An 11,514-nucleotide genomic window follows, 5' to 3' on the forward strand; every position below is an offset into this window, starting at 1 on the left:
ATGAAAAATTGGTGTTTTTTGATTCTGCTCTCGTTTTTCGCTGCTTCCTGTGGAGAGAAAGAGGAAGTGCCCGAAACGGAAGTGTACCAGATTCGTTCTGTGGGAACGCTTTCTACAACGGAGTACACGCTTGGGAAAATTATCAAGTGGAACGACGAAGGAGAGTGGTATAAATTCGGAGACCGTAAAATTTTACTGAGTTGCAAAGCACGGGTGAAAGCAGGAATTAACCTCAATACGATCAAAGATTCCGATATTTCCGTGAAAGGAAAGACGATCACGATTCAGCTGCCTCCACCGGAAATTGTTTCGTTTGAAATGGATCCGGAATTGATCCGGACGGAAATGACAGAGGTAAACGGTTTTCGATCTGATTTTTCCCAGGAAGACAAAGCGAAAGTGCTTCAAAAGGGCGAAGAATCCATCCGGAAAGATTTGAAAAAACTGAATGTGTTAGACGAAGCAGAACGAAATGCCAAAACATTTCTAATCGATTTTTATAAGAACCAGGGATTTGAACAAGTAATCGTACATGAAACTCCAAAAGATAAAAGAAATACAAACCTTGATCATTAGGCTGGCGATTATTGGATTGATCGCATTTGCCGGTTATTGGGTTTACCAGCTGTTTTTTAAGGGCTCTTCCGGTGAGGACGAAATCATCCTGGACGAAACTCCTCTGAAGGTAGAACAAATCCGTTCCATCCTGGAGCTGAATACGCTCAAATTCCAGGATGAGGCAGTTGTTGATACGGTGGAATATTACAAAACCGGGAACGAAGTGCTGTTGGGTTCGCTTAATAAATTGATTGATCCGGATCAATTTAAGCATGGTCTCAAAGCGGATGGAACCAAACGCCGTTTGACGCTGATCATGAAAGGTGAATTGCTTTACGGTGTCGACCTGAAAAGAAAGGATTTCCAGTTTATTTCGAAACCGGATTCGTTGATTATCGTGATTCCGAAACCGGAATTGCTTTCTGTATCGTTGAATCCGAAAGGAACAGAGGTCTATATTGAAAACGGGGACTGGCAGGATTACGAACGGTTGTACTTGCAGCGCAAAGCACGGAAGAAAATGATCGCGACCGGAGACCGGCTGAAATTGCCGGAACGTGCCAAAGCTCCTTTGGAAAAAGCATTGAGGTCTTTGGTTCGGACAGACAAAAAGTTAATCATCAAATTTGAAGAATAAATGCGGTTGATTGGAGGATTTTTAGGGGCGGTTTTCGGAATTTCTGTTTCGTTTTCACAGGCAGATACGGCCAGGTTGCAGTTTGTGTTTGTCGGAGATATCATGCAGCACGGCGGACAAATTGCGGGAGCTTACAACGAGAAGAAAGATGCCTATGATTACCGGGATTGTTTTCAATTCGTTAAGCCGGCCATTCAACGGGGAGATATTTCGATTGCAAACCTGGAAGTGACACACGCCGGAAAACCCTACAAAGGGTATCCGCAGTTTTCTGCTCCACCCGAATTGTCGGAAAGTTTGGTTGATGCGGGTTTCAATGTGATCATAACAGCAAATAATCACAGCTGCGACGGAGGTTCGAACGGGGTGGTTAAAACACTGGATGTGCTCGATCGTTTGGGCGTGAAACACACCGGAACCTTTCGGAGCAAAGAAGAGCGCGACAAAAATTATCCGCTGATAGTCGAGAAAAATGGATTGAAAGTTGCGATTTTAAATTACACCTACGGTACAAACGGGTTATCGGTTGCAAAGCCGCTGATCATTAATTACATCGATAGCGCAGTCATGTTTGCGGATTTCAAGAAGGCTCGTGACATGAAACCGGATTTGATCGTTTGTATGCTGCACTGGGGAACGGAATACCAATCACTTCCGAATGCCTACCAGAAAAACTGGGAAAAGTTTTGCTACGACCAGGGAGCTGATATGGTTATCGGAGGCCATCCGCATGTGTTGCAGCCGGTAGAAGTGAAAGAAGTGGGCGGAGAAAAGAAACTGACAGCCTGGTCGCTTGGGAATTTTGTATCGAATCAGCGCGATCGGTATAAAGACGGCGGAATGATTTTGATGGCGCAGGTTCAAAAGGTTAACGGAAAAACAACGCTTGGAAATACCGAACATGTTTTTACCTGGGTTTATCCGCGTCAGGAAGCAGTAGTGAAGCCATTTTACATCCTTCCGGAGTTTCCGTATTCGGATTACCGCCCGGATTTCTTCGATACGGATTCCAAAGCCAAATATGATTTGTTTTTTGCTGATTCCAGAAGTTTGTTCGAACAGCATTCGAAGGGTACTCAGGAAATGAACCTTGGCAAAGACCAAATCATTACCGGTTATTATCAAAAATTGCTGAAGGGATATTATGCCCAGGAATACCCGGTTGAGGTTTATAAGAATGCAGAAATTATAGAACCCGGATTTAAAGCATTGATGCATAAAGTGCTCGGTGCGGATGGACAATATCACTGGGTGGTGGGTTATTTTGAAACCGAATCGGATGTGAAAAAAGCCCGGGTTCCGGAAGCGTTTATCGCCCAGCCCAAATGTGTATTTATTTCACCAACTAGTTATAAAGTTATCCCATGAAAACAGCACTGATCGTTGCGATGGACAACGAACGTGGAATCGGTAAGAACAATGACCTGATGTGGCATTTACCGGTGGATATGAAGTTTTTTAAGGACACGACCAGTGGTCATGTAGTGGTAACCGGACGTAAAAACTACGATTCGATTCCGGAAAGATTTCGCCCGCTTCCCAACCGTGAAAATGCAGTGTTGACGCGAAATGCGGCATACGAAGCTCCCGGAGCTCTTGTTTTTCCTTCTTTGGAGGCGTGTCTGAAACATTATGCGGATGAAACGGAACGGACTGTTTTCATCATTGGCGGTGGACAGATTTACAAAGAAGCGATGGATGCCGGAGTGGTGGATGAACTGTATATCACACAGGTGGATCACCGGTACGGAGCCGATACGTTTTTTCCTGCTTTCGACGAGTCGGAATGGAATGTGGAAACGATTTTGGAGCAGGGAAAAGATGAGAAGCATGAGGCCGGTTTCCGGATTAAAAGATATACGAAGAGATTCTGATAAGTAGGTGATTTTGCGATTTCGCAATATTACGAATCCTTAGTGTTTTTGGGGAATTCCTGCCGATTTTCTGAGTAGGTGATTTCCTGAATTGTTGAAATATTTTCCGGATTTTGTTTAAAACCGTCTTGTCTTGCCGTTGCGAGTTGACTAACTTTGCAAGTTATGATATTGTGTATTGCCGAAAAGCCTTCCGTAGCGAAAGATATCGCTGAAGTAATTGGTGCGAAACAGCGCAATGACGGTTTCTATGAAGGAAACGGCTATTGGGTAACCTGGACTTTCGGGCATCTTTGCACGCTCAAGGAACCACACGATTATCATGAAAAATGGAAATACTGGAAACTGGAAGATCTTCCGATTATCCCGGAAAAATTCGGAATCAAACTCATCGACGATTCCGGGGTGAAAAAACAGTTTTCCGTGATCGAGAGATTGGTTGCTTCTTGTTCGGAAGTCATCAACTGCGGCGATGCCGGGCAGGAGGGAGAGTTAATCCAGCGCTGGGTACTTTCCAAAGCAAAATGCCGTGTTCCGCTGAAGCGGTTGTGGATTTCCTCCCTGACGGAAGAAGCGATCCGGGATGGATTTCAATCGCTTAGAGCGGGAGAACAGTACCAGAATTTGTATGCAGCGGGAAGCGCGCGCGCCATTGGCGACTGGCTGCTTGGAATGAATGCAACCCGCCTGTTTACCAAGAAATTCGGACAGGGAAAAGCTACCTTATCAATCGGGAGGGTGCAAACGCCGACTTTGGCAATGATTGTGACCCGGCAGAAAGAAATTGAAGCTTTCCGCGCAGAAGAGTATTGGGAATTGAAAACGCTTTACCGCGAAACAGAATTCTCCGCAACAATCGACCGATTGCAGTCGCAGGAAAGAGCAGATAAAGGACTGGCATATTTGCAGGAGCATCCGTTCGAAATCACTTCATTTGAACAAAAGGAAGGGAAAGAAGGAAACCCGCGCTTGTTCGATTTGACCTCTTTACAGGTTGAGTCGAATAAGAAAATCGGGAATTCGGCAGAGGAAACGCTTAAATTGGTTCAGAGTTTATATGAAAAGAAACTGGTTACCTACCCGAGGGTTGATACTACTTATCTGAGTGAGGATTTACATCCGAAGATCGAAGGGATCATGAAGGGAATGACTTATTATTCCCGATTTACGGAATCTGTTTTATCCAAACCGATTCCCAAACTGAAAACCGTTTTTGACGATAAGAAAGTAACGGATCACCACGCAATTATTCCGACCGGAGTTCAGCCAAGTGGCATCAGCCACCCGGAACAGCAGATTTACGATATGATTGCACGTCGCTTCATTGCGGCGTTTTACCCGGAATGTAAGGTTTCAAATACAACCGTTTTGGGAAAAGTAGGCCAGATTGAATTCAAGGCAACCGGAAAACAGATCATCGAACCCGGATGGAGAGTTGTTTGGGAAGAGGTGAAGGAAAATGAGGCAGAAGGAAAGAAAACCGCTGAAAAACCGGAACAAACCATGCCCCACTTTGAAGAAGGTGAAAGCGGACCGCATCAGCCGTTTATCCACCAGGGAAAAACAAGTCCGCCGAAACCGTATACGGAAGCAACTTTGCTACGTGCAATGGAAACTGCGGGGAAAATGGTCGATGATGAAGAGCTGCGCGACATGATGAAGGAAAACGGAATCGGTCGTCCGGCAACCCGTGCAAATATCATTGAAACGTTGTTTAAGCGGAAATACATTGAAAAAAAACGGAAGAACCTCATTGCAACGTCAACCGGAGTGGGATTGATTGATACGATTCAGAATGAGTTGCTGAAAAGTGCGGAATTGACCGGTCAATGGGAACGGAAACTGCGCCTGATTGAAAAGGGGGAGTATGACCTGGAGCAGTTCAAGCGCGAATTGATGGTAATGGTACGTGAACTCACGGACGAAGTCATCTTTTCCCAGGCGCCGACACGGATTCAGCTGCACACCGATCAGCCGGTTGCAGTTGTGAAAGAGAAAAAGGAACGTAAAAAAGCTGAAAAGCAACATATCGGAGATCTGAACTGCCCGAAATGCAAAAGTCACAAGCTGATGACGGGGAAAACCGGGGTAGGCTGTAGTAATTTCAAAGTCTGCGGATTCATGATTCCGTTCGAGATACTTGGCAAAAAATTGACCGACAAGCAAATGATCGACCTGCTTTCCAAGGGGAAAACCACCAAGATGAAAGGTTTATTGATCCCGGGGTCTCACCAAGTGATCGAAGGTTCCATTGTGTTGGATGAAAACTTCAATGTGACGGTTGGCTAAACATGCATCAAGCGCTGCATGAGCAGGTCTTTTCGTGATTTGGACACCGGAATCTGAGCACCGTTTTCCAAAACCAGCGTGTTGTATTCTTTCTGAAACTTCTTAATGTATTTCAGGTTCAGTAAAAACGAGTGGTGTACCCGCATGAACTTGGATTCCGGAAGCATGGTTTCAAATACCTTTAAATTTTTTGAACTGGTGATGTGCTCTGTGGTGGTTTGGATCATTGTGTATTTTCCGTCCGCTTTCAGGTAAACAATGTCGTCGATTTTCAGGAAAATGATCGAATCCAGCCCGGTGATACCGATTAAATCCGAATTGACACGTGCATCGTCGTTTTTTCCATTGCCGGTATAATTTGATTCTGCCATTTGAGAGTCAACATCGCGGATACGCTGAATACAGTTCCGGAGATCCGACGAATTGATCGGTTTTAGCAAATAATCAAAGGCCCCCTTCCGGATGGCAGAAATAGCGTGTTCGTCATAAGCGGTAATGAAAACTACTTTGGTTTCAAACGGAATTTCATCTACCAAATCAAAGCTGGTTCCTGCCTGCAGCTGGATGTCTAAAAAGGCAACATCGATGCTCATTTCGTCGAAAACCTGTTTGGCTTCTTCCGTGGTAGCCACACTTGCTGCAATTTCGATGTCCGGATCGATCTTGTTTAGCAATGCTGCCAAACCTTCTCTGCTGATGCGAATATCGTCTAAAATAAGAGCTTTCACGTGTTTTGGTGTTAAATTGAATTAGTTTTCCAGCATTTCTTCATGGACCAGCGGAATTTTAAAAATAACGGTTGTTCCATTGTTTTCAGGCTTGTCAATGATCTCAAAGATAACGTAATATTGGTATTTTGCTTTCAGTAAATTGATCTTGTCGAGAACCATGTTCCAACCGTGTGAAATGTGGTTTGCACGATAAGTATTGATTCGTTTCGCTTCCTGCCGGCCGATTCCATTGTCTTCAATCCGCAAGATAATCGAATCGTCTTCCCGATGCCCCTCAATGATTAGCTTTTTAGCTCCTTTTTTATGCGTCAGGCCGTGAACAATGGCATTTTCTACGGTTGGCTGGACCAGCAGCGTAGGTACTTTGAGGTGAAGCAGGTTTTCGGGAATATTGACTTCTACTTCCAGGCTTTCTTCGAAACGGAAACGCTCTACGGAAATATAGGATTTTAGCAGTTCGATTTCTTCCCGGAGCGTAATGAAGGAGTTGTCGCTTTGTTGGAGGAACTTCCGCAACAAAATGGAGAAATCACTCAAAGCATATTCTGCTTCCTCCTGTTTTCCCATCACGATGAGGTATTGAATGTTGTTCAGACAGTTGAAAATGAAGTGTGGATTCATTTTGGCCTGTATTGCCTTGAGTTTCAACTCAAACATGGTGTTTTTGTGTTCACTGTCTTTGAGTTCCTGGTCTTTTGAAACCTGGATCCGCTTGTAAGTCAGCAGGAATATGAGTAAGAATACCAATCCGAAGGCAAGCAGACGGAACCAAAGCGTTTCATAGATGTGTTTTTCAATCTTGAATTCATAGACTACTTCGTTTGGATTGTGATCGTTGAAGCCGTCGATTCCGCGCATGTACACCTTGTACTCGCCTGGAGGGAGCATTTTAAAGCTGATTGTTCCTTGTTTAGTTGGGCTACTCCATTCTTCCCGGATATCCGGTCCAGCCAGTTTGTACTGGTAATGCAGGTTGTAGAACGGGGTAAAATTGGGACAATAGAATTGGATATTGATCGTGTGTGTATTTCGTGGAAAAACGCGGTCGGAGAGCTTCTGGATTTCGTCATTGACAATGACTTCTTTCAGAAATGGCCGTAGTTTCCGGTACTTCGGAATTTCAAAAAAGCTGGTGAGAATTCCCTGGATGGTCGGGAAATAGAAATGCTTCTGGTCTTCGGAGTAATAATTGTTTTGAAATCCGCCGTTGAATTCGGTGTTCAGGATTCCGTCTTCCTGTCCTAAACGAAAAGGAACCAGGAAATTGATTTTCTGATGAATGAAATCATCGATTTTTTGTTCGTTGATGACATAGAGTCCGTGATTAGAGGAAATGTAGAGGTTTCCTCTTGTATCAGGAGCCAGTGTAAAAATGTCGTTATCTAGCAGACAGTTCTTCATCCGGTTGAGAGGAAGTAGTCGTTTGTTGTTCCAGTAATACAACCCGCCGCCGTAAGTGCCAACCAGTAGTGTTCCGTCTTTCTTTTCATAAAAACAACGGACTTCTTTCCCGTTTAATCCGTTGCGGATGCTGAATTGGCGGATGAGTTTCAGGTCTTCGGAAAAGATGCAAAATCCGTGTTCGCCGCCAATGAGGATATTCCCGTTTCTCATTTGATAGAAACAGATGATCAGCCCCATTTTGAGGGAACTGAAAACCGGGTGAATGGTTTTGACGGTTTCTCCGAATGCCACTCCGCTTTCGGTACCGATCCAGATTCGTCGTTTGCGGTCCTGGAACATAGCGTGAACATACGGATTGGGCAGTGCCTTCGATTCAATGCGTCCGGTGAGCTGCTGATTTTTAAAGGTCAAAATTCCTTCTCCCCAGGTTCCGGCCCAAAGTTCCTTGTTGATTTTTGCTAAACAGGAAAATGATGCCGGGTAAGTTAAATACGGAGAAATCCGGCGCTGCTTGAAATCGAAAATGGCATTGTAACTTCCGGAGACCAATAAATGCTTGTTGTATTTGACAATGGAGCTGAGGGAGGATTCCTTTAAAACAGATTCATCGAAGAAGGTTATGCAGTGTTTCTGTTTTAACTGCAGAAGCCCTTTGTCGTTGCTGCCAGCAAACAGGAAATTCTCGTCTTTGTTAAAGAACAGTGATAAAATAATCTTGGATGGCAGGTTGGAATTCAATGATTGGTAAACATGGTGGTAGGCGTTTTTATACAGAATTCCCTTGTGTGAGGAAAGAAAAATTTCTCCATGCGGGCTGAAAGCCATGTCGGTAAAATAATAACCGGATATTCCTTCGGGGAACTGTTCGATGAATAATTTCTCCTTTTTATAGATAGCAATATTGCTGATTCCCAGTAAATAAATCGTTCCGGTATATGGGTCTGTTTTGCAACGGTAGTAGGTTTCTTTACTGAGCTGAATCCATTTTTTTCCGATTAAAAGGTAAGTTCCCAGTTCATTGGAATAGAAGATATTTCCATCGATCATTCCAATACTGGACAATTCTTCCTGCTGGGGCATTTTTGCAATAAAACGACTTTTGGAAGATCCGATCCGTGCGATCCGGATATCCCCGTTTTTATCAACGTAAATGATCGAATCGTGATAAAAAGATGCATGGAGAAAATCCTTGCTGATGCATCTGGTTACCGGCGAAATCTGGTAGAACTCGGATTTATTATTCAGTCCGTAGAGTTGATTTGTCTGCTGGTTCAGGTAAAGTTCAGTGCAGAGGATTTTCCGGCTTTCATCGGTAGGGTTGATGTCGGTGAAGTTTTGACCGTTGAATTCTACCAATCCATTGGCGGTTGCGATGATCATATTCCCCGTTTTACCTGAGATCATAGTTGAAATCTGGTGTTGAGGAATTCCATCTTCCGTTCCGAAAACCCGAATCGTGAAAGGAGCATCGGAATTCAATGTGGATTCAATGAGTTTACCGAGGGATTGGGCAAGAAGGGGATAACTGGAAATTAGGACAAAAAAAAGACAAAGAAACAGCGATCGGTTTCGTTGTCTTTCCCAAAAGTATTTCAGTTTAGTCCCCATTTTGCTAAGGTAACACTCCTAAATCAATTTTCCCGAACTTTATAGTTGACCAACTTCGCTGGAATTTGTGAGGGTGGCGTCGATCAGTTTTTGTGCAACGACTGATGCGCGGATACTTCGATATTTTCTGGCTTTACCAAAGAGAAACGGATTGATGATGAAACTCAGCGGTGTAATAATTTTTTCACTGAGTCTGAATTCCTTTCTCTGACCAACCAGTAGCGAAGGATGGATAAAAACAGTATGAGGAATACCGATTGCTGATACTCCCTTTTCCATTTCTCCCTTTGTGCGCAGGTAGAAGTTGGATGAAAGTGCATCTGCTCCGATGGAGGAAACAATACCTATTTTTTCTGCCCCCGAACGTTTGCAAAATGCAGCAAACGCGACCACGAAATCCCGGTCAATTTGTTGTTGCCGTTCTTTACTTCCTGCTTTTTTTAATGTTGTACCCAATGCACAAAACCCCGCATCAATTTTTTCAGCAACTTCGATCTGGTCCAATTCTTCAAAAGCAATTAGGGCAACCTGCATTTTGGGATGATTAAATGCCAGGGCACTTCTGCTCAGTACCAGGATTTTCTCAACCTCCGGTTTGTTTAAAAGCTGAATGAGTAATTCATTTCCAACCAAACCGCTCGCTCCGGAAATACAAATCGTCATGCCTGTCAATGCTTGTTTGTCGCAATAAAAATAGCAACTTCCGATTCGTCCCCTTTCCGAGAACGCTCGTCGTACACTTCGTAATCATAGGTGTAGCTTCTGTTCAAACTACGATCCTGATCCCAGATTTTCTGCCAGGTATCGACTACTGCCTGAGGCAATTCTCCGGAAGCCAAAAAGGGACGGAATGTGCCGCCGGTAAACGAACGACCAGTCAATCCTTCAGGAATGGTGTCCAATGAGTTGACTTTCAGCCCGAGAATGCATGTGTATTTTCCGGTATAGTTTGTTTCGTAATCGGTGTAAACACACACGATATCCTGATCCGTTTGATTGGGAATTTTTTCCAGGAGGTTTTCGGAAATGAAACGTCCCCACAAAGCCCCGATATCTGAAGCGGCCTTTCCGTCCAGGTTAGAAGTCACGGTCGAAATCCCGATTAAATGAAATCCGTTTTGTTGTGTCATGAAACTGCTTTTAGGATTGAAATTAAGGAATTTATTGAATTGGAGAGTTTAAAATTTTGAATAAAATAACTTATTGATAATCAGTTGTAAAAACGATAGCAACCGGTTACAACCGAAAAATATTCGACAGTAATTAGTTAATAACCAAAAAAGATTTTACTCCCGAATCAACTTTGCAGCATCCAATCGGTTGAAAGCCAATCGAATCAAAATTTTACAAACGTTTAAAACAAACAAGTATGAATACGCTGAAAAACAAAGTGAATTTAATCGGACGCATCGGATCAAAACCGGTTGCTCAAATTTTCGACTCAGGAGCAAAGAAAGTGCGCTTGTCCGTAGCAACCAACGAACGGTTCAAAGATAAAAAAGGTGATTGGGTAGACAATACTCAATGGCACACGGTGATTGCGTGGGGTAAACTATGTGATCGTGTAGAAAAAATCCTGGACAAAGGAACCGAAGTGGTTATTGAAGGAAGAATTGTGAACCGCAACTACGAAACCAAAGACGGCGATAAACGCATGGTGACGGAGATCGAATTGTGTGAGTTCGTGGTGTTAAGTTCCAGAAGACAAGAAACCGCTAAAGCATAAGTTATGAATACCACTACGAAACAGAATCAGATTTTGCACATGAATCATGTAAATATGATAGGAAAAATCACCTCAGATCCGAAGGTGAGTTTATTACCGGGAGGACGACGGGTCGTGAATTTTTCCCTTGCAACGAAAGAACATTACCTGGACCAGGAAGGGAACCTTCGGGTGAAACAGGACTGGCATCGAATGACTGCTTTCGGACGATGGGCGAGTATCATGGAAGAGTTGTGTCCGAAAGGAATGAATGTGGCGGTGGAAGGTAAGTTGGTGAGCCGTTTTTACAGAACGGAATCCGGAGAGCGGAAGATGTTCTCGGAAATCGAAGTCAATGATTTAATCATTCTGTAGGATATGCTGAGAAACCAAGTTACCCTGGTGGGGCGTCTGGGATCAGACGCCGCCATCACCACATTCGAAAACGGATCTACCGTTGCCCGATTTCAATTTGCAGTAGATCGTTATAAACAGCAAGCCGAATCCGAGGCCGCTTTGTACCGCATGTTTGCCTGGGGAAATACCGCAAGCTTCCTGACGAATTATTGCCGGAAGGGAAGCAAACTGGCTGTTTCAGGAAGACTGGTGAACCGGACTTATGTAGATAAGGACGGCAGTACAAAACGGATTACCGAAGTGGAAGTGAGGCAAGTCGTTAAGTTTTAGTTCCATAATCAATAGTTTCTT

The 11,514-nt window shown here is 43.9% G+C and carries 12 protein-coding genes; 8 read left to right on the forward strand and 4 right to left on the reverse strand.

Going from position 1 to position 11,514, the window contains the following annotated elements; all coding sequences use genetic code 11:
- The 5 genes from ABDV94_RS09390 to ABDV94_RS09410 all read left to right on the forward strand — a co-directional run bounded on the left by ABDV94_RS09390 (position 1) and on the right by ABDV94_RS09410 (position 5,358).
- Positions 1-576: a DUF4230 domain-containing protein gene (locus tag ABDV94_RS09390; protein ID WP_343606793.1), complete on the forward strand. Its 576-nt coding sequence runs from the start codon at positions 1-3 to the stop codon at positions 574-576.
- Positions 566-1,195 (forward strand): DUF4230 domain-containing protein, encoded by a 630-nt coding sequence (locus ABDV94_RS09395; RefSeq protein ID WP_343606794.1) that lies wholly within the window; start codon positions 566-568, stop codon positions 1,193-1,195. Before ABDV94_RS09390 ends, ABDV94_RS09395 begins: the two co-directional genes overlap by 11 nt.
- Positions 1,196-2,563, forward strand: coding sequence for a CapA family protein (locus ABDV94_RS09400; protein ID WP_343606796.1), 1,368 nt, complete (start codon positions 1,196-1,198; stop codon positions 2,561-2,563). It begins immediately after the preceding gene.
- Entirely contained in the window at positions 2,560-3,069 is a 510-nt protein-coding gene (locus tag ABDV94_RS09405; protein WP_343606798.1) for a dihydrofolate reductase, read from the forward strand. The genes ABDV94_RS09400 and ABDV94_RS09405 overlap by 4 nt, the downstream gene beginning before the upstream one ends.
- A 165-nt stretch (positions 3,070-3,234) precedes the next feature.
- On the forward strand, positions 3,235-5,358 hold the full coding sequence (locus ABDV94_RS09410; protein WP_343606800.1) for a DNA topoisomerase 3: 2,124 nt from the start codon (positions 3,235-3,237) through the stop codon (positions 5,356-5,358).
- Here the strand turns inward: ABDV94_RS09410 and ABDV94_RS09415 are convergent.
- From ABDV94_RS09415 to ABDV94_RS09430, 4 genes are all read right to left on the reverse strand, one after another.
- On the reverse strand, positions 5,355-6,086 hold the full coding sequence (locus ABDV94_RS09415; protein ID WP_343606802.1) for a LytTR family DNA-binding domain-containing protein: 732 nt from the start codon (positions 6,084-6,086) through the stop codon (positions 5,355-5,357). The genes ABDV94_RS09410 and ABDV94_RS09415 overlap by 4 nt on opposite strands.
- A 21-nt stretch (positions 6,087-6,107) precedes the next feature.
- Positions 6,108-8,873: a histidine kinase gene (locus tag ABDV94_RS09420; RefSeq protein WP_343606804.1), complete on the reverse strand. Its 2,766-nt coding sequence runs from the start codon at positions 8,871-8,873 to the stop codon at positions 6,108-6,110.
- A gap of 267 nt (positions 8,874-9,140) precedes the next feature.
- Entirely contained in the window at positions 9,141-9,764 is a 624-nt protein-coding gene (locus ABDV94_RS09425; protein WP_343606805.1) for an NAD(P)H-binding protein, read from the reverse strand.
- 5 nt (positions 9,765-9,769) lie between these two features.
- On the reverse strand, positions 9,770-10,231 hold the full coding sequence (locus ABDV94_RS09430; protein ID WP_343606807.1) for a GyrI-like domain-containing protein: 462 nt from the start codon (positions 10,229-10,231) through the stop codon (positions 9,770-9,772).
- 239 nt (positions 10,232-10,470) lie between these two features.
- Here ABDV94_RS09430 and ssb (ABDV94_RS09435) point away from each other — a divergent pair, with 239 nt between their 5' ends.
- The 3 genes from ssb (ABDV94_RS09435) to ABDV94_RS09445 are packed head-to-tail and all read left to right on the forward strand — an operon-like array spanning position 10,471 to position 11,493.
- The gene (gene ssb, locus ABDV94_RS09435) at positions 10,471-10,827 is read left to right on the forward strand and encodes a single-stranded DNA-binding protein (RefSeq protein ID WP_343606809.1); all 357 of its coding nucleotides are present in this window, start codon (positions 10,471-10,473) and stop codon (positions 10,825-10,827) included.
- 39 nt (positions 10,828-10,866) lie between these two features.
- Complete coding sequence (gene ssb / locus ABDV94_RS09440; RefSeq protein ID WP_343606990.1) at positions 10,867-11,181, forward strand: single-stranded DNA-binding protein; 315 nt, start codon at positions 10,867-10,869, stop codon at positions 11,179-11,181.
- A gap of 3 nt (positions 11,182-11,184) precedes the next feature.
- On the forward strand, positions 11,185-11,493 hold the full coding sequence (locus ABDV94_RS09445; RefSeq protein ID WP_343606811.1) for a single-stranded DNA-binding protein: 309 nt from the start codon (positions 11,185-11,187) through the stop codon (positions 11,491-11,493).
- Positions 11,494-11,514 lie beyond the last annotated feature (21 nt).

It is taken from the genome of Fluviicola sp. (genome assembly GCF_039596355.1).
Lineage (GTDB): Bacteria > Bacteroidota > Bacteroidia > Flavobacteriales_D > Crocinitomicaceae > Fluviicola.

Coding starts and splice junctions, on each gene's coding strand:
- ABDV94_RS09400 (WP_343606796.1), top strand. CDS start 1,196: ATGCGGTTGATTGGAGGATTTTTAGGGGCGGTTTTCGGAATTTCTGTT.
- ssb (WP_343606990.1), top strand. CDS start 10,867: ATGAATCATGTAAATATGATAGGAAAAATCACCTCAGATCCGAAGGTG.
- ABDV94_RS09405 (WP_343606798.1), top strand. CDS start 2,560: ATGAAAACAGCACTGATCGTTGCGATGGACAACGAACGTGGAATCGGT.
- ssb (WP_343606809.1), top strand. CDS start 10,471: ATGAATACGCTGAAAAACAAAGTGAATTTAATCGGACGCATCGGATCA.
- ABDV94_RS09420 (WP_343606804.1), bottom strand. CDS start 8,873: ATGATCATCGCAACCGCCAATGGATTGGTAGAATTCAACGGTCAAAAC.
- ABDV94_RS09425 (WP_343606805.1), bottom strand. CDS start 9,764: ATGACGATTTGTATTTCCGGAGCGAGCGGTTTGGTTGGAAATGAATTA.
- ABDV94_RS09430 (WP_343606807.1), bottom strand. CDS start 10,231: ATGACACAACAAAACGGATTTCATTTAATCGGGATTTCGACCGTGACT.
- ABDV94_RS09390 (WP_343606793.1), top strand. CDS start 1: ATGAAAAATTGGTGTTTTTTGATTCTGCTCTCGTTTTTCGCTGCTTCC.
- ABDV94_RS09445 (WP_343606811.1), top strand. CDS start 11,185: ATGCTGAGAAACCAAGTTACCCTGGTGGGGCGTCTGGGATCAGACGCC.
- ABDV94_RS09410 (WP_343606800.1), top strand. CDS start 3,235: ATGATATTGTGTATTGCCGAAAAGCCTTCCGTAGCGAAAGATATCGCT.